Below are 16,019 nucleotides of genomic sequence, written 5' to 3'. Positions count from 1 at the left end.
CTGACACCATCTCTTCGTTCGAGCATCGGAGTTTCCACCTGGGTCCGATGCTCCTGACGCTCAGCGCACCACCAGCAGCGAGGGACCCGATGGGATGTCATTGCCCATTGTGAGCTCGCTCGCATGGGCGCGGTCCCTGAGCAGCACAGTGGCAACGGCGGCAAAGCCCAGCAGGCCCTGCGCGTAAAGCAGTGCAGAAAGCACCGAAGCGGCGAATTTCGTGTTCATCGTATCAGTTCCCCATATGTGTGCAGGTCACTTCAGGATACTCCCGAAGTGCCCGCGCCGCTCACGGAGCCCCCCGCTGCGGCGCGGGCCTTCGGTCCTCTCGGCAGCAAGTTGCCGGAGGGGCCGCGCATTCCCGTCAGCTTAAGACCGACCCGCCAGAGGGCCTTGAGCCGAACGATGCGCAGGCTGGAAACAATCCAGACCGTGGCAAAAAACAGTGCGGCATGCAGGGTCGAAATCTCGCCTGACGTCATCGCGCCGAGATTTGTCAGCGAGTTGCCGGCAACCGTGCCGACGCCGCCGATGACCACTGCCGCGATGCTGATCCTGAGAACCCAGGACAGTGCGTTCGATTTCGTTTCCATTTTCGTACCGGCTGTTTTCGTTACGTCAACTTTGCTTGCGGCCCGTATCCGGATCATGCCGCTTGGAGTCGCGCTTTGTTGCCGCTTGGTTTCGAGATCGAAGATCATTGTTTCATATACAGAAATTCGCACCTTCGTTTAGAGGCAAATACCCATGTTTGTGATCTGAGCCCTGTCAGCAAGCAGTGTCTGTCCCCCATTCTCGGCTGCGTCAGCGGCGTTTCTTGTTAACCAGAGGAAACAGATTCGAAACACAAACGAGCATTTCACGAAATCTCCCCGAAACATGGCGTTGGGATAAGCAGCCATCGAATTGGAGCCGGCCAAGCCCGGCAAAGAGAGGGGATACCATCATGCACACCGCCATTTCCGCCAAGCTCATCAACGTCGCCGCCGCCGCCCTGACCGGTGCGGCACTGCTGTTCGGCGCCGACTCGGGTGCAGCGCACGCCGCCAACAAGATCGTGGCCCGCGTTTCGCTTTCACAGCAGGTCATGGAAGTCTCGGTCGACGGCCGGCCGGCCTTCGCCTGGAAGGTTTCCACCGGCGACGGAGCCCATGTGACGCCGACCGGCTCGTTCAAGCCAACGCGCATGCATGAGATGTGGTATTCGAAGAAGTACGACAACGCGCCGATGCCGCACTCGGTCTTCTTCAGCGGCGGCTATGCGGTGCATGCCACCAACGCGATCAAGCGTCTCGGCCAGCCGGCTTCGCATGGCTGCGTGCGGCTGCATCCCGACAACGCCGCCGATTTCTATCAGCTTGTTGAAATGTTCGGGCCGACCAACACCAGCATCGTCATCGTCAAGTAGCAGGCTGTGGAACGGGCAGGCCAACCGCCGCGTCCTCGTTCAAGGCTCCCGCAGGAAAGCTTGTCGCGGTATTGAATACAGCTTACCGGCGGTATCGAGCCCAGCCAAACAAAAGAGGCCGGAATCTTCCGGCCTCTTTTGTTTGTCATCCTGTTTTTGCGCAATTCAGGACGAAAACCGCTGCACACATTTCTTGGAATTGTCTTAGTTCGGCAGTGCCGGCATCAGCTTGGGATCCGGCTTCTCGGCCAGATGCGGCAGGTCCTTGCTGGCGATGAAGGTGTAGAACATGGGCACGACGAAGAGCGTGAACATGGTGCCGACCAGGATGCCGGTGAAGATGACCAGGCCCATCGAATAGCGCGCCGCGGCGCCCGCACCGCTGGATGTGATCAGCGGTACCACACCAAGCGCCATCGCCGCCGTCGTCATCAGGATCGGGCGCAGGCGGACCTTGGCCGAGGCGATGATGGCGTCGCGCCGGCGCATGCCATGGATTTCACGCTGCTGGTTGGCGAACTCGACCAGAAGGATGCCGTGCTTGGTGATCAGACCGATCAGCGTGATCAGGCCGACCTGCGTATAGATGTTGAGCGTGCCGAGACCCAAATTGAGCGGCACGATGGCGCCGAAGATCGACAGCGGCACCGCCATCATGATGATCAGCGGGTCGCGGAAGCTTTCGAACTGCGCCGCCAGCACCAGATAGATGACGATGACGGCCGCCGCAAAGGCGATCAGGATGGTGTTGCCCTGTTCCTTCTCCTGCCTGGACTGGCCGGAGTAATCGATGAAGAAGCTATCGGGCAGGTTCTCCCTGGCGATGTCCTCCAGTGCCTTCAGCCCGTCGCCGGTGGTGACGCCGGGCAGCGGAAGCGCGGAAATCGTCGCTGAATTCAGCTGGTTGAACTGCTCGATGGCCGCCGGCGCGGCATTGTTGGAGATCTTCACCACGGCCGACAGCGGCACCATCTCGCCCGTCACGCTGCGCACGAAGTACTCGCCGAGCTTTTCGGGGTTGTCGCGGAATTCCTGCGGCACCTGCGGGATGATGTCGTAGCTGTTGGAGTCGCGATCGAATTGCGCCACTTCGGCGCCGCCGACCAGCAGCGTCAGTGTCCGGCCAATATCGGCGATCGGCAGGTTGAGGGCCGCGGCGCGGTCGCGATCGATGGTCACCGTCACCTGCGGCGCGTCATAGGCCATCGAATTCTGCACGACGATGAAGCGGCCGGAGGCCTGCGCCTTGTTCTTGATCTTCTCCGCCACATCGTACACTTCCGAGGAATCGCCGGTCGATCGCACCACCATGGCGATGGGCAGGCCGCCGCCGGAGCCCGGCAGCGTCGGTGGCGCAAAGACGAACGCCTGGACACCCGCCACCTTGGCGAGACGGGCCGTAATGTCGGCCTGCAATTCCTTGGAATTGCGCTTGCGTTCAGCCCAGTCCTTGAAGGCAAAGCCGACGAAGGCGCTGTTTGTCTCACCGCCGAAGGCGACGGCGGAGAACTGCGCCCGCGTCTCGGGAATATCCCTCACCAGGCCGAGCATCTGGTTGACGTATGTCTCGGTGTAGTCGGACGTCGCATAGCGTGGCGCTGTCACAATCGAGAGCAGAAAGCCCTGGTCCTCTTCCGGCGCCAGTTCGCTTGAGGTCTTGGTGAACATGAAGCCGGTGACGCCGACAAGCGCCAGCACGATGATCAGCGTCAGCGGGCGATAGTTCAGCGAACCGGTGACGGCCCTCTCGTAGACGTGCTCGACCCGCGCGAAAGTGCCGTCGACAATGCGCTGGAAACGGCCCGGTGTGCCGGACTTCAAGAGGCGCGCCGACATCATCGGGGTGATGGTGATGGCGATGACACCTGACAGCACCACCGAGCCGGCGAGGGTGACCGCGAATTCGCGGAACAGTGCGCCGGTCAGGCCGCCGGTGAAGGCCAGCGGCGCGAACACGGCGGCCAACGTCATCGTCATGGCGACAATGGCCGAGGCGATTTCGCGCATGCCGCTGAATGCCGCCTGCATCGGCGACATGTGATCTTCTTCCATGTGGCGGTGGATGTTTTCGACCACCACGATGGCGTCATCGACGACGAGGCCGATTGCCAGCACCATGGCCAGCAGGGAGAGAAGGTTGATCGAATAGCCCACCGCAAACAAAAGGAAGCAGACGCCGATCAGCGACAGCGGGATGGTGACGATCGGCATCATCACCGAACGGAAAGAGCCAAGGAACAAAAGGATGACGACGACGACGATGGCAACCGCTTCGGCGATGGTCTTGAACACCTCGTCGATCGAGGCACTGATCTGCCCGGTCGCATCGTAGACGACCTCGATCGTCATGCCCTTCGGCAGTGTTTCCTGAATCTGCGGCACGAGCTTGGTGAGCGCTGCCGCCGTGGTCAGAGGGTTGGCCGCCGGCGTCGGGAAGATGGCGAGGAAGGTGCCGGGCTTGCCGTTGAAGCTGACCCTGGTGTCGGTATTCTCGGCGCCGAGTTCGACGCGAGCCACGTCGCGCAGCCGCACCACATTGCCGTCGGTCGAGCGCAGCGGCAGCGCAGCGAACGCTTCCGGCGTCTGCAGCGTCGAGCGCACGGTGATCGACGAGACGACATACTCGTTCTGCGTATTGCCCGGCGCCGACAGGAAGTTGGAATTGTTGATCGCCTCCAGAACCTCAGAGGCCGTCACGCCGCGCGCGGCAAGCTTGACCGGGTCGATCCAGACGCGCATCGAGTATTCCTGGGCGCCGAAGATCTGCACGTCGGCGACGCCTTCGACCGTCGACATGCGTGGCCGGATGACGCGCTCGATATACTCCGTCAGCTGCTCCTTCGTCATGTTCGGATTCTGCATCGAGATGTACATCATCGCGAACTGCTGGCCGGTGCCCTTGACGATGACGGGATCCTTGGAGGCGTCCGGCAAGGTGCCGCGCACGCCCTGGACCTTGGACAGCACTTCGGTCAGCGCGACGTCGGGATTGGAGCCAAGCTTCATCTGCACCGTCACGGTGCTGGAGGACGGACGGCTCGACGAGGTGACGTAGTCGATGTTTTCGGTCGAGGCGACGGCGCGGGCGATCGGGGCGGAAATGAAGCCCTGGATCAGGTCGGCGCTGGCGCCCGGATAGGCCGTCGTGATGGTGATCGCCGTCTCGTCAACCTTCGGATATTGCCGGATCGACAGGTTGAAGATGCCCTGGAAACCCAGCAGCAGGATCATGCAGGCGAGGACTGTCGAAAGGACAGGCCGGCGAATGAAGAGATCGGAAAAGCTCATTGATCGTCGGCCTGCTTGTTCGCCGATTTGGTCGGGTCGATGGTGTTGTCGACGGCGACGGACATGCCGTTGAAGAGCCGGTTCTGACCGGCGGTGACGACCTCATCGCCAGCCTTCAACCCCTCGACGATCTCGACCATGCCCTCGTTGCGGCGGCCGGGCTTGACGAAGACCTGCGACAGCACCAGCGCGGGCTTGTCGGCTTCCGCCGCCGGCTTGGCCGGATCGGCAGCCTTGTCCGCTGGCTTTGCCGCATCGACAGCCGGCTTGGTTGCATCAGCCGCCGGCTTCATCGCATCGGCCGGCTTGGTATCTGCCGGCTTTTTGTCTGCGGGCTGGGCGTCCGCCGGTTTGTCGGTTGCCGACGCGGCGGGCTTTTCCTCCGGGTTGGCTGCCTGCGTGGGGGGCGCTTCGGCGGGCTTCGCCGGCTGCACGACGAATATATAGTCGCCATAGAGACTGGTGGTCAGCGCCGTCTGCGGCAGCGCCAGTACATTCTGCTCTTCGGGCAGTTCGACACGGACCTGCACGAACTGGCCAGGGGTCAGCTTGCCTTCAGGATTGGCGACTTCCGCCCTGATATTCACCAACCGGCTGGACGGGTCGATTTTCGGGTCGATGCCGCGAATGGTACCCGCATAGGGCATCTCGCCGCCGCCGATGCCCAGCCGCACCGTCTGGCCGATCTTGAGCAGCGGGAGCTGTTGTTCGGGAACCGAGAAATCGACCCGCATCGTGTCCAGATCCTGCAACGTCACCACTACGGTGCCAGGCGCCAGGTACTGGCCGAGGTCGATTCTCGGAATGCCGACCGTGCCGCTGAAAGGCGCCGTCAGCTGCTTTTGGTCGAGCACCGCCTGCAGTTTGTTCACTTGCGCGGCGGTTGCCGATGCGGTTGCCCGCGCCGTGTCGAGCGTAGCGTCCGCATTGACGCCACGCCTCTGCAGTTCAATGGCGCGCGTCAGCGCCATCTGGACGACCGCGACTTGCGCCTTCGTCGCTTCCAGATCGGCGCGCTCGACCGCACCGTCGAGTTGCAGCAGGACCGCGCCTTCCGCAACCTTCTGGTTGGCGTGAAACAGGATCTCCTTGACGATGCCGGTGGTTTCAACCGTCAGATCGACACCGCGCACAGCCCTGACCGTACCGATCGCCTCGACGCCCGGCGTCCAGGTCGACGGCTTGGCGATGGTCGTCGATACGGTCGCCGCCGGCGGCTTCATCGTTGCGAAATACTGCTTGATGCCGTTGTCGCGCAGGAAGTTGAAGCCGACAATGCCGCCGACCACGACGAAGAGGATGAGCAGAACAAGGGCGATGATGACGATACGAAGGATGCGCTTGAACAAGGAAGTCCCCTCAGCCGAAATCCGGCGCGAAGCGCGGACATCGGGACACATATCGACTGCGGGTCCCGATTTCAAATAACGGCGGTCTTACTGTACCGTCTGGACGGTCTTGTCAATCGGGCCTAAGCTTGCGATGGGAGGGGCCATGAAAGCTCCAAGATCGAACTCGCGCGAGAAAATTCTTGCTGCGGCGGCCGATGTCGCACGAGAATCCGGGCCCGGTAGCCTGTCGCTGGAAGCGGTCGCCAGCCGCGCCGGCGTATCGAAAGGCGGGTTGCTCTACAATTTCCCGACCAAGGCCAAGTTGATGCAGGGACTGGTCGAAGGCTATTTGCGTGACTTCGGGCAGGCGCTCGAAACCGCCAACAGCGCCGACACAGGCAAAAACCCACTCGCCGTCTACATCACGCTGTCAGCAAACGATTGCGAGGAGAAGCAGCCATCGGCATCCTGGATCTTTTCGGCGATCGCCGAGGATCCCGACTTCATGACGCCGATAAAGACGTTCAAGCGGCAGCTTTTCGAGCGGCTGAAGGGCGAGACGCCGGATCTGAAGTCGCTGCTGGTCTGCTACCTGGCCATAGAAGGGCTGCGCAGCATGAGCCTCTTCGATGCGGATGTCCTTTCGAAAGACGAGCGGCAGTTGCTGGTGGCGTCCCTGCTTGAGATTGCGGGATCGCCTCAGACCCGCGAGGACATCGATCAGGGCTGATCCAGGAAGGCCTTGCCGGTTGCCGGGTCAAACAAGCGAAACGCTGTCTCGTCGAAGGCGAAGCTGCATGTCTGGCCCTTGGCAAGCCGGGTCCGTGGCGGCAGGCAAGCCGTCAGCCGCTGTGCACCGATGCGGGCCGTGGTGACCAGTTCGGGTCCGGTCAGTTCGACGACCTCGATCTCCACGGGCAACGACAAGTCCGTCGCAGCACTGGTCGCCACGCGAAGCGCTTCGGGCCTGATGCCGACGACGACCCGTGCGCCGTCGCGAGCCGAGTTTCGATAGCCCGCAGGCACGGATATGCGCACCTCGGTATCGGCAATGGCCAGCTTTCCGTCGGCGACGACCGCTTGCAGCATGTTCATCGACGGCGCGCCGACAAAGCCCGCGACATAGAGTGTCGCCGGCTGGTCGTAGATCTCTTCCGGCGTGCCGAGCTGCTCGATCCGGCCGTCGCGCATCACCGCGATGCGGGTCGCCAACGTCATCGCCTCGATCTGGTCGTGGGTGACGTAGACGATCGTGGTCTGCAGCATCTGGTGCAGCCGCTTCAGTTCGGTGCGCATTTCCAGACGCAGCTTGGCGTCGAGATTGGACAGCGGCTCGTCGAACAGGAAGACCTGCGGCTTGCGCACCAGCGCCCTGCCAATGGCGACGCGTTGGCGCTGGCCGCCGGAAAGCTGGCTCGGCTTGCGGTCAAGCAGGGTCTCGATCTGCAGCAATTTCGCCGCTTCGTGCACCGCCCTGTCGCGCTCGTCGGCGGCAACCCCGCGCATCTCCAATCCGAAGCCGATGTTACGGTGTACGGTGAGGTTCGGATAGAGCGCATAGGACTGGAAGACCATGGCGATATCGCGGTTCTTGGGGTGAACGCCAAGGATCGAGCGGCCGCCGATCAGCACGTCGCCGCTGGTCGCCTCGGCCAGCCCGGCGATGATGTTGAGCAGCGTCGATTTTCCGCAGCCCGACGAGCCGAGCAGCACCAGGAATTCGCCGCTCTGCAGGGCGATGTCGATGCCTTTCAGCGTCTCGACACTGCCGTAGCTCTTGCGGATGTCGCGGATTTCAAGCGCGCTCATGTGTGGATTCCCTGAACTGCATCGGCCCACCATAGTTGCGGGGCAAGGTGGAAATCGCGCGCGACGCCACATGCGTCGCGGCGGAGAGACAGGCCGATAGCGGTTGCTCCTGCGCCAGTGCGGCGAGGAATGCGGCGTTGAAGACGTCGCCGGCGCCGATCGTGTCGACGACCCGGACGTCGGGTGCGGCGGCTTCGACAAGTGCGCCGTCCGGGCCGATGGCGATGGCGCCCAGAGGGCCGCGCTTGACGACGAAGGTCGCGCCTTTCCTCATGCTCGACCGGATCGCGCGCGCCGCCTCCACAGGGCTCTGCATTCCGGCCAGTGTCACGGTCTCGACCTCGTTGAACAGCGCCAGCTCGCAGCGCGACAGCCATGCTCGGGTGGCTGTGCAATTGGCCTCGGTCCAGCCGTCGATCGGCCAGCCGGTATCGAGCGTAACGGCAATGCCGTGGCTGTCCGCCCAGTCGAAAAACGCGTCGTAGTGGCGCGTGAGATCGTCGGTCAGGAAGGAGCCGCACAACAGCGCGTAGCCGCCCGAGAGCGCCCTGCCGTCGAGGACGGCGAGCACGTCGGCGAGGCTGAAGCGCGGCAGATGTCCGCGTGTGGTGAAGAAGGTCCGCTCACCGTCCGGGTGGGTCATGCCGACGGACAGCGTCGTGCCTTCAGGACGGACCGGCCATTTCTCGGCGCGGCGACCGAAGGCCTCGCGAAGCCAGCGGCCGAACTGGTCGTCGCCGACGTTGGCGGCAACGGCGAAATCGACGCCCAGTGCCTGCCAGGCCAGCGCGCTGTTGCCGGCCTGGCCGCCGACGCGCAATTCGTCGTGGTCGACGACGGTCTCCGTTCCGGCGACAGGCCACGGTGCTACCGGGCCGACAATCAGGTCGACATTGACATTGCCGATCACTGCAAGCGGACGCATCACTCGCTCCTGGTGATCTTGGTGGAGCGAACCGGCATGCCGGCATTGTCGATGCGGGCATCGGCGAAAGCGATCATCAGGCGCTGCGCTGGAGGCAGCATGGCGAAGATCGCGGCGAGGCCGGAGGCCGGCTTGAAGGAAAGCGTCGCGGCACCTGCGACAGGCGTTTGCCCGGACGAATCGAAGACGACGAGCGGTGCGCCGGCCTCGACCACGGACATGGCCATGGCGGTCACCAGATCCGATGTCGGGTCGTTGCCGCGAAACAGGATGACGCCGATGTGCGGGCCGAGCATTTCCATCGGCCCATGACGCAACTGGCCGCCCTCGAGCGAAAAGCACGGCAGGCGCGACAGTTCGGTAAGGCCGAGTGCCAGCGCTTCGGCAAGACCTTGCAGCCGGCGGCCCGAGGTGACGATGGCCGTCACCCCAGCCAGTGCTGCGAGCGCCTGTGCGATGTCGTTGTCTAGTGGCTGATCCAGGGCGCCAAGCGCGGTACTCGGGTCCTCGCCGAGTGCGGCAAGGATCGCCAGATGCATGGCGAAGGTCACGGTGAGGCTGCGGGTCGCGGCGAAGGCCAGTTCGGTGCCGCCGGCGCCGACCAGGCATGGCACGGTGCGAGCGAGGAACGAGGCGCCTTCGAGCGTCAGGCCGAAAACGTCGGCAGTGCTGCCGATCTCGGAGAACCATCTGACGACCTCGGCGCTCTCACCGGACTGCGAGGTGACAAGCACCGTCCTGCCGGCCAGCGGCAGTGGCTGGCCGAGCTGTTCGGAAAGCGGCAGTGCCAGCGCATCGATGCCAAGCGCGCGGTAGTACGGCTCGACGGCGCGGCCGACGGCATGCGAGCCGCCCATGCCGAGCAGTAAAACGCGCCCGCTCCGCCGGATCGAGGCGGCGACCTTTGCCGCCATGGCCTCGTTGCGTTCGAACGACGCGATCGCATCGGCATGCTGGCGCGCCATTTCGCGGTCGATCGCCATGAGCCCGGCGGGGCGGCTCTTGCCAGGGGTCATCGTCATCCTTTCACACCGCCGCTGGTCAGGCCCGAAATCAGCGCCCGCTGCATGACCAGGCCGATCAGCACCGGCGGCAAGGCTGCCAGCACGCCGGCAGTGGCGATCAATCCGTAGTCGGAAACACGGCCGCCGGCCAAATCGGCGATGGCGACGGTCAAGGTCTTGGCGCGCTGGTCCGAGGTGAACAGCAGCGCATAGAAGAATTCGTCCCAGGCAAGCAGCACGGCAAACAGCGCCGATGTCGCCATTACAGGTGCGGCCAGCGGCAGCGTGATGATGCGCAGCGTCTGGAACAGGCCGGCCCCGTCGATCATTGCCGCCGCCTCGATTTCGCGCGGGATCGAATCGAAACCCGACTTCATCAGCCAGGTGGTGAACGGCGCCAGGATGGTCAGGTAGACCAGCGCCAGGCCGAAAACATTGTTGAGCAGGCCGAGATACGACAGGCCCATATAGAGCGGCACGGCAAGCGCCACCGGCGGTAGCATGTAGGTGGCGATGACCATCGACAGCGACCAGCCGATCGACGGCGTGCGCGAGACGGCCCAGCCGGCTGGGATAGCCAGCGCGAGCGCAGCGATGGTCGCCATGCCGGCAATCTCGAGGCTGTTGCGCAGCGATGAGGTGAAGGCAGCGCCGGCGCTGTTTTCCGCGGTCGACAGCAATTGTCCGTAGCGCGAGAAGTCGGCACTTTGCGGCCACCAGCGTAGCGGCTTGGCGGCAAGGTCGGCGGCTGGCGAGATGCTCATGATGAACAGCCAGGCGAGGGGCGCCAGGATGACGGCGGCCAGCAGCAACGCGCAGGCGTGGATGAAGATGGTGAAGGCAGGGCTCTGACGTTCCATCAGGCGGCACTCCCGGCGGTCTTGCGCACCAGCGCCGCATAGGCGACGGCCAGCACGGTGACGAGCAAGGTGACGATCAGCGCCAGCGACGCGCCGGAGCCGGCGCGCTGGAAGGAGAAAGCCTCCTGGTAGACAAGGATCGACAGCGTGCGCGTGCTGTTGGCAGGGCCGCCGCGGGTCATTACCCAGATGATGTCGAAGACCTTGAAAGCCTCGATGGTGCGCAGCACCAGCGCCACCATCAGCGGACCGGCGAGATAGGGCAGGATGACGAAGCGGAAGCGGTTGAAAGCCCCGGCGCCGTCGACGAGCGAGGCGGCGGTGATGTCGCGCGGCACCGCCTGCAGCGCGGCCAGCGCGATCAGCGCCACCAGCGGAAAGTTCTTCCAGCAGTCGGCGACGATCAGCGCCGCCAGGGCGGTGCCCGGCTCGCCGAGCCAGGAACGGTAGGCATCGATGAGGTGCAATTGTGTGAGGGCAGCGTTCAGCGCGCCATATTCGGGATTGTAGATCAGCCGCCATAGCGTGGCGTTGACCACGGTCGGCAGCGCCCAGGGCAGGATCATCAAGGCGCGCAGGATGGCGCGGCCATGAAACTGCTGATTGAGCAGCAGTGCTGCGAGAACGCCGATCACCATTTCGGCGGCGACCGAAATCACTGCGAAGAGTGTCGTGGTGACCAGCGTGCGCGAAAAATTCGAGCTGGACAGCATGTTCGCATAATTGTCGAAGCCGACGAAATTGCCGCCCGTGCCGACAAGCTTGGCGTCGGTAAAGGAAAGCCCGACGGTATCGGCCAGCGGCCAGCCGATGACGGCGACCATGACCACGAGCAGCGGCAGCATCAACAGCCATGCACGGGTTGTCATCCAGGTGCCCGACATCGGAGCAGCCTTTCTTCGTTCATCTTTGATCTGGACATAACATGGGCGGCACAAGGCCGCCCATGTTGAACGACAACAGTGGTCAGAGGCCGCTGTTTTGCGCGGCGGTCTTCAAGGCGTCTTCCGGTGAAGACTGGCCGAGAAGCGATTCCTGGATCGCCTGCTGCAAGGCGGTCGACAGCTCCTGGTACTTCGGCGTGGTCGGGCGCGGATACATCGCAGCCAGGCCGAGCTTGGCGGCGGCGATTAGCTCTTCCTGGCCCTTGGTCACCGCCGGGTCGTCATAGGACGACGCCCAGATCGGCAGCGAGAGCTTGGCATACTGGTTTTGCGTCGCCTGCGAGGTCATGAATTCAATGTATTTCCAAGCTTCGTCCGGATGCTTGGAGACCGCTGTGACGCCAAGGCCCATCGAGCCGTTGACGGCCGACACCTCGCTGGTGCCACTGACACCTGGCGCCGGCACAACGCCGACTTTGCCCGCGACCTTGCTGTCCTTCGGATCGTTGGCCATGTTGTACATGTAGGTCCAGTTCAGCGCGAAGGCGGCGTCACCGTTTTCGAAGACCTTGCGCACGTCCTCTTCCAGGAATTCCTTGGAATTGGGATTGGTGAGGCCCGACTTGTAGCTGTCGACCATGTATTTCAACGCCGCGACGCCGGGGCCATTCTGGAAGTCCGGCTTGCCGTCCTTGAGGAAGTCGCCGCCATAGGCGCTGACCAGCGTGGCATAGTCGCAAATCGCGGCCTCGGCCTGCGACCAGCTCCAGGCGATCGGCGTCTTCAGCAGGCCCTTGTCCTTGATGATCTTGGCCTGTTCGCCGAGTTCTTCCCAGGTCTTCGGCGGCGCCTTGATGCCGGCCTTCTCCAGGATCTCCTTGTTGTAGAACAGGTATTTGGTGTCGAGGATCCACGGCATGCCGTAGTACTTGCCTTCGTACAGCACCGTGGTCCAGGCGCCGGGCAGCACGCCCTTCTTCATGTCGCCGGTGATCTTCGACGACTCATCGACCAGCACCTTGTTGGTGGCGTATTCGGCCGGCCAGATGACGTCGAACAGCACGACATCGTAGCCACCGCCCGAGCCCTGCGCGAGCACGGTCTTGTCGTGCAGGCCCTCATAGGGGACGAATTCGAGATTGACCTTGATGTCGGGATTGGCCTTGGTGAAGGCGTCCGTCATGGCGCGCACGTCAGCCTCGCTGTAGGCGGCCTGCGCCATGAAAAGCGCATTGATGGACGTTTCGGCGAAAGCATGGGGAACGAGCAATCCTCCGACAAAGACTGCGCCCAAGAGTGTCTTACCGATCGATTTCAGCATCTTCTTCTCCCATTTCCGATGTTGGCGGGCGGGCGATATATGCGTTGCCTTCCCGGATTGATGTCACGTGACCCAATGGTCCCCCGACCGTGAGCGGCGCCCGGCATAAGCCCTGGCCGTCTTGTTCTGCGGTCGGTTTCGCTATTAAGTCAATTCGCTTGACTTAATTAGTCGATCAATATCCTAATGGAGTCAAGAGGGAAACGCCGGTGGACGATTTCAGCCCGATCCGTGCCAAGAGCGGCACCAACCAGGAAGGCACGAGCGCGCACAACCGTCGTGTCATGATCGAGGCGCTGCGTCTCAATGGCGCCCTGTCGCGCGCGGATCTGGCGCGGGCGACCCAACTCACCAAGCAGGCGGTCTCCAACATCATCGAGGATCTCGAAAGCGACGGCCTGGTCGTTGCCCTCGAGGCGGTGCGCAAGGGCAGGGGCCAGCCCTCGACCCCTTACAGGCTGGTTCCCGAGGGCGCCTTCGCCATCGGGCTGCAGATCGATCGCCACCTGACGCGGGCGGTCGCCGTCGACCTGGTCGGCAGCGTGCTGGCGCGAGCCGAGGCCAACCTGCCGTTCGATGAGCCGTCGAAGGGCGTCGAGGTGATCCTTGGCCTGGTCGGCGGCGTCCGGCGTGAGCTGTCCCAGATGTCCGCCCAATCCGAAGAGAGGCTCGTCGGTCTCGGCGTCGCCATGCCGGGTCCTTTCGGGCTGAAGAATTCCGACGATAAATGGATGATGCCGGCCTGGCAGAAATTTCCGCTGCTGGAGACGCTAGCGAAAGGCACAGGCCTGAATGTCAGCTTGCAGAACGACGCCGCCGCCTGCGCGACGGCGGAGCGCATCGTCGGCGCGGCGCACGGCGTCGATCACGCGGTTTGCCTCTACGTCGGTTACGGCATCGGCGCCGGATTGATCCTGAATGGCGAGCTCTACAGCGGCGGCTATGGCAATGCCGGCGAGATCGGCATGGCGCTGCTGTCGCCGGCCGGCCCCGGCTCGACGCCGCTGGAACATCGCGCGTCGCTGGCCTCGCTTTACCAGTATCTCGGCCTCAACCCGGCCGACGACGACATCTACCAACGGTTGGACGGCCTGGTCACGGCCGAGGATCCCAAGATCATTGCCTGGATCGATGGTGCGGCGCATGATCTGCGCTGGAGCGTGCATCTCATCGAAACGATCTTCGATCCTCAGACCGTCATCCTGACCAGCGGAGCGCCGGAAGCGCTGGCCAGCCGGCTGGTCGAGGCGATGCATCCGCTGCTGCCGTCGATCGCCGACCGGCCGGGTCGGGATTTGCCGCGCCTGCAGCTCGGCACCACCGATCCCTGGTCGATCGCGCTCGGTGCTGCCGCGGCGCCGATCAGCCGCGCCTTCGATCCGCTGTTTTCGGCGATCCTGAAGACGCGGGCCAGCGGCACCTGACAGCGTCGACCACTAGGTATTTCGCCTGAAATATCCTCGGAAGTTGTGTTCGACATCGTCACACAGGGTTCATTGTGCGGACATAGCGTTCATCCCGGTTCTTTGCTGCAATGCAAAAGGAGTGGGACATGGTGGACATAGTTTCTAGTGAGGCGGGCATTCCGAGACCGGATCATCCGCTGCACAATTCGGGTAGCGCGAAGTGGTTCCTGCCGGCCTTCGGCGTGCTGGTGCTCGTCGGCGTCGTCTATGTCGGCTACGCGCTCAGCCAGGATCTGGCCGAGGCCAAGACCGTGCCGTGGATTCTGCTCGGCATTGCCTTGCTGATCGCGCTCGGCTTCGAGTTCGTCAATGGCTTCCATGATACCGCCAATGCGGTGGCGACGGTCATCTACACACGCTCCATGCCGGCCGAATTCGCGGTCATGTGGTCGGGCGCCTTCAATTTCCTCGGGGTTCTCACCTCCAGCGGTGCGGTCGCTTTCGGCATCCTGTCGCTGCTGCCGGTCGAGCTGATCCTGCAGGTCGGCTCTTCCTCCGGCTTTGCGATGGTGTTCGCACTGCTCGTTGCCGCAATCCTGTGGAACCTCGGCACTTGGTTCCTCGGCCTGCCGGCGTCGAGCTCGCACACGATGGTAGGCTCGATCATCGGCGTCGGCCTCGCCAACCAATTCATGGCGCCTGCCGGCAGTGCCACCAGCGGTGTCGACTGGTCGCAGGCGACCAATGTTGGCATCACCTTGCTGGTGTCGCCGATCATTGGCTTCATCGCCGCTGCGATCCTGCTCTATGCGATGAAGCTGCTCGTGCGCAATCCGGCCCTCTACGAAGCACCGAAAGGCAACACGCCGCCGCCATGGTGGATCCGCGGGCTGCTGATCTTCACCTGCACCGGCGTCAGCTTCGCGCATGGCTCCAACGACGGACAGAAAGGCATGGGCCTGATCATGCTGATCCTGATCGGTGTCGTGCCGACGGCCTTTGCGCTGAACCGGACGCCCGACATCAACTATCTCGAGGCCTACAAATCGGCTTCCGTCAGCGTCGAACAGGCGCTCGGCAAATATGTCAAGCCGGGCATCACCGTCACCGACGCCAAGGCCGCCGTCCAGGATGCGGTGCGCACCCGGACCTGGAACGACCAGACGACGGTCGCGCTGCAGACCTACATCCACAACACGACAGCGGGCCTGCAGCCCTATGCGACTGTCGACAACGTGCCGACCGATCTGGTCAGCAACGCCCGCAACGATATCTACCTGATCGGCGAGGCACTCAAGCTGATCGACAAGAAGAAGTTGCTGCCGATGGAGGCGGCCGATATGAAAGCGGTCACCGACTATCACAAGGCCGTCGACAACGCGACGAAGTTCATCCCGATCTGGGTGAAGGTCGCCGTCGCCCTGGCGCTCGGCCTCGGCACCATGGTCGGCTGGAAACGCATTGTCGTCACGGTCGGCGAGAAGATCGGCAAGAGCCATCTGACCTATGGCCAGGGTGCCGCCGCTGAGCTTGTCGCGATGGTGACCATCGGCATGGCCGACCGGCTGGGGCTGCCTGTGTCGACAACACATGTGCTGTCGTCGGGCGTCGCCGGAACGATGGCCGCCAACGGTTCAGGTCTGCAATGGTCGACGGTGCGCAATCTGCTGCTGGCTTGGGTGCTGACCTTGCCGTGCTCGATCACGCTCGCCTTCGTGCTGTTCATCATCTTCCGCCAGGTCTTCTAGAGCGGACAATCCAGATGTTGAAATGAAAACGGCGC

General features: G+C 63.3%; 14 protein-coding genes. 4 read left to right on the top strand and 10 right to left on the bottom strand.

Going from position 1 to position 16,019, the window contains the following annotated elements:
• Nucleotides 1–60: 60 nt before the first annotated feature.
• Complete coding sequence (locus tag AC0ZT5_RS11070; RefSeq protein ID WP_478351034.1) at nucleotides 61–228, bottom strand: hypothetical protein; 168 nt, start codon at nucleotides 226–228, stop codon at nucleotides 61–63.
• A gap of 32 nt (nucleotides 229–260) precedes the next feature.
• Nucleotides 261–701 carry a hypothetical protein gene (locus AC0ZT5_RS11065; protein ID WP_488496487.1) on the bottom strand — a complete coding sequence of 147 codons (441 nt, stop codon included), beginning with the start codon at nucleotides 699–701 and terminating at the stop codon, nucleotides 261–263.
• A gap of 245 nt (nucleotides 702–946) precedes the next feature.
• Here AC0ZT5_RS11065 and AC0ZT5_RS11060 point away from each other — a divergent pair, with 245 nt between their 5' ends.
• Complete coding sequence (locus AC0ZT5_RS11060; RefSeq protein ID WP_488496486.1) at nucleotides 947–1,408, top strand: L,D-transpeptidase; 462 nt, start codon at nucleotides 947–949, stop codon at nucleotides 1,406–1,408.
• Nucleotides 1,409–1,612: 204 nt separating this feature from the next.
• Here AC0ZT5_RS11060 and AC0ZT5_RS11055 read toward each other — a convergent pair whose 3' ends face one another.
• Together AC0ZT5_RS11055 and AC0ZT5_RS11050 are read right to left on the bottom strand one after the other, a co-directional pair.
• Nucleotides 1,613–4,696 (bottom strand): efflux RND transporter permease subunit, encoded by a 3,084-nt coding sequence (locus AC0ZT5_RS11055; RefSeq protein ID WP_488496485.1) that lies wholly within the window; start codon nucleotides 4,694–4,696, stop codon nucleotides 1,613–1,615.
• A complete protein-coding gene (locus AC0ZT5_RS11050; RefSeq protein ID WP_488496484.1) occupies nucleotides 4,693–6,045 on the bottom strand; it encodes an efflux RND transporter periplasmic adaptor subunit in 1,353 nt (450 codons plus the stop codon). The genes AC0ZT5_RS11055 and AC0ZT5_RS11050 overlap by 4 nt, the downstream gene beginning before the upstream one ends.
• 145 nt (nucleotides 6,046–6,190) lie before the next feature.
• Between AC0ZT5_RS11050 and AC0ZT5_RS11045 the strand changes: the two genes are divergently transcribed.
• Complete coding sequence (locus tag AC0ZT5_RS11045; protein ID WP_488496483.1) at nucleotides 6,191–6,757, top strand: TetR/AcrR family transcriptional regulator; 567 nt, start codon at nucleotides 6,191–6,193, stop codon at nucleotides 6,755–6,757.
• Here the strand turns inward: AC0ZT5_RS11045 and AC0ZT5_RS11040 are convergent.
• The 6 genes from AC0ZT5_RS11040 to AC0ZT5_RS11015 all read right to left on the bottom strand — a co-directional run bounded on the left by AC0ZT5_RS11040 (nucleotide 6,748) and on the right by AC0ZT5_RS11015 (nucleotide 12,830).
• The gene (locus tag AC0ZT5_RS11040) at nucleotides 6,748–7,836 is read right to left on the bottom strand and encodes an ABC transporter ATP-binding protein (protein ID WP_488496482.1); all 1,089 of its coding nucleotides are present in this window, start codon (nucleotides 7,834–7,836) and stop codon (nucleotides 6,748–6,750) included. The genes AC0ZT5_RS11045 and AC0ZT5_RS11040 overlap by 10 nt on opposite strands.
• Nucleotides 7,823–8,761, bottom strand: a complete 939-nt coding sequence (locus AC0ZT5_RS11035; RefSeq protein ID WP_488496481.1) for a PfkB family carbohydrate kinase — start codon at nucleotides 8,759–8,761, stop codon at nucleotides 7,823–7,825. Before AC0ZT5_RS11035 ends, AC0ZT5_RS11040 begins: the two co-directional genes overlap by 14 nt.
• Complete coding sequence (locus AC0ZT5_RS11030; protein ID WP_488496480.1) at nucleotides 8,761–9,783, bottom strand: SIS domain-containing protein; 1,023 nt, start codon at nucleotides 9,781–9,783, stop codon at nucleotides 8,761–8,763. The genes AC0ZT5_RS11035 and AC0ZT5_RS11030 overlap by 1 nt, the downstream gene beginning before the upstream one ends.
• On the bottom strand, nucleotides 9,780–10,625 hold the full coding sequence (locus tag AC0ZT5_RS11025) for a carbohydrate ABC transporter permease (RefSeq protein ID WP_095089248.1): 846 nt from the start codon (nucleotides 10,623–10,625) through the stop codon (nucleotides 9,780–9,782). The genes AC0ZT5_RS11030 and AC0ZT5_RS11025 overlap by 4 nt, the downstream gene beginning before the upstream one ends.
• Nucleotides 10,625–11,509 carry a carbohydrate ABC transporter permease gene (locus AC0ZT5_RS11020; protein WP_488496479.1) on the bottom strand — a complete coding sequence of 295 codons (885 nt, stop codon included), beginning with the start codon at nucleotides 11,507–11,509 and terminating at the stop codon, nucleotides 10,625–10,627. Before AC0ZT5_RS11020 ends, AC0ZT5_RS11025 begins: the two co-directional genes overlap by 1 nt.
• Nucleotides 11,510–11,591: 82 nt before the next feature.
• Complete coding sequence (locus AC0ZT5_RS11015) at nucleotides 11,592–12,830, bottom strand: extracellular solute-binding protein (RefSeq protein ID WP_488496478.1); 1,239 nt, start codon at nucleotides 12,828–12,830, stop codon at nucleotides 11,592–11,594.
• A gap of 209 nt (nucleotides 12,831–13,039) precedes the next feature.
• On the opposite strand from AC0ZT5_RS11015, the gene AC0ZT5_RS11010 reads away from it, so the two are divergent.
• Nucleotides 13,040–14,254, top strand: coding sequence for an ROK family protein (locus AC0ZT5_RS11010; protein WP_488496477.1), 1,215 nt, complete (start codon nucleotides 13,040–13,042; stop codon nucleotides 14,252–14,254).
• 128 nt (nucleotides 14,255–14,382) lie between these two features.
• On the top strand, nucleotides 14,383–15,984 hold the full coding sequence (locus AC0ZT5_RS11005) for an inorganic phosphate transporter (RefSeq protein ID WP_488496476.1): 1,602 nt from the start codon (nucleotides 14,383–14,385) through the stop codon (nucleotides 15,982–15,984).
• The last annotated feature ends 35 nt before the right edge of the window (nucleotides 15,985–16,019 follow it).

The sequence above is a fragment of the Mesorhizobium sp. CNPSo 4670 genome (assembly GCF_057784235.1).
The sequence above is the reverse complement of the archived record's forward strand: the minus strand, read 5'-3'. Positions and strand labels throughout refer to the sequence as shown.

Coding starts and splice junctions, on each gene's coding strand:
- AC0ZT5_RS11065 (WP_488496487.1), bottom strand. CDS start 701: ATGATCTTCGATCTCGAAACCAAGCGGCAACAAAGCGCGACTCCAAGC.
- AC0ZT5_RS11030 (WP_488496480.1), bottom strand. CDS start 9,783: ATGACGATGACCCCTGGCAAGAGCCGCCCCGCCGGGCTCATGGCGATC.
- AC0ZT5_RS11070 (WP_478351034.1), bottom strand. CDS start 228: ATGAACACGAAATTCGCCGCTTCGGTGCTTTCTGCACTGCTTTACGCG.
- AC0ZT5_RS11005 (WP_488496476.1), top strand. CDS start 14,383: ATGGTGGACATAGTTTCTAGTGAGGCGGGCATTCCGAGACCGGATCAT.
- AC0ZT5_RS11060 (WP_488496486.1), top strand. CDS start 947: ATGCACACCGCCATTTCCGCCAAGCTCATCAACGTCGCCGCCGCCGCC.
- AC0ZT5_RS11025 (WP_095089248.1), bottom strand. CDS start 10,625: ATGGAACGTCAGAGCCCTGCCTTCACCATCTTCATCCACGCCTGCGCG.
- AC0ZT5_RS11040 (WP_488496482.1), bottom strand. CDS start 7,836: ATGAGCGCGCTTGAAATCCGCGACATCCGCAAGAGCTACGGCAGTGTC.
- AC0ZT5_RS11055 (WP_488496485.1), bottom strand. CDS start 4,696: ATGAGCTTTTCCGATCTCTTCATTCGCCGGCCTGTCCTTTCGACAGTC.
- AC0ZT5_RS11045 (WP_488496483.1), top strand. CDS start 6,191: ATGAAAGCTCCAAGATCGAACTCGCGCGAGAAAATTCTTGCTGCGGCG.
- AC0ZT5_RS11020 (WP_488496479.1), bottom strand. CDS start 11,509: ATGTCGGGCACCTGGATGACAACCCGTGCATGGCTGTTGATGCTGCCG.
- AC0ZT5_RS11015 (WP_488496478.1), bottom strand. CDS start 12,830: ATGCTGAAATCGATCGGTAAGACACTCTTGGGCGCAGTCTTTGTCGGA.
- AC0ZT5_RS11035 (WP_488496481.1), bottom strand. CDS start 8,761: ATGCGTCCGCTTGCAGTGATCGGCAATGTCAATGTCGACCTGATTGTC.